This is a genomic window from Paenibacillus sp. Aloe-11, from assembly GCF_000245715.1.
GTDB lineage: Bacteria > Bacillota > Bacilli > Paenibacillales > Paenibacillaceae > Paenibacillus > Paenibacillus kribbensis.
In genome coordinates this window covers 159,291-159,548 of record NZ_JH601066.1, presented here as the reverse complement: position 1 = coordinate 159,548, position 258 = coordinate 159,291, and the positions used below count along the sequence as shown (strand labels likewise).

At 56.6% G+C, this 258-nt stretch carries 1 protein-coding gene; it reads left to right on the top strand.

Features of this window, described 5'->3' with window-relative positions:
• A partial coding sequence (locus tag WG8_RS27495) for a hypothetical protein (RefSeq protein ID WP_007432241.1) occupies nt 1-258 on the top strand: 258 nt, incomplete at both ends.

Sequence of the window (258 nt, the reverse complement as noted above, 5' to 3'; positions counted from 1 at the left end):
CAGCGAATCGCCTACATTTTGGCCGACAGCGGAGCCTTGGCGCTGGTAACGCAAAGCGGCCTACCAGTACCGGAGGATTACAGCGGCACGGTGATATACCTGGACGGTGGATTATCAGGAGGTAGTCTGTCTGGTGATAGTCTCCACGAAGGTGTCCGGTTCGGGGATGTGCAGATGGGCGACAGTCTCGGAGATGGTAGTCGGTATGAAGCTGACTTGCCAAAGGACAGTCTATCTGTCGTTTCGGCTGGATGGGCC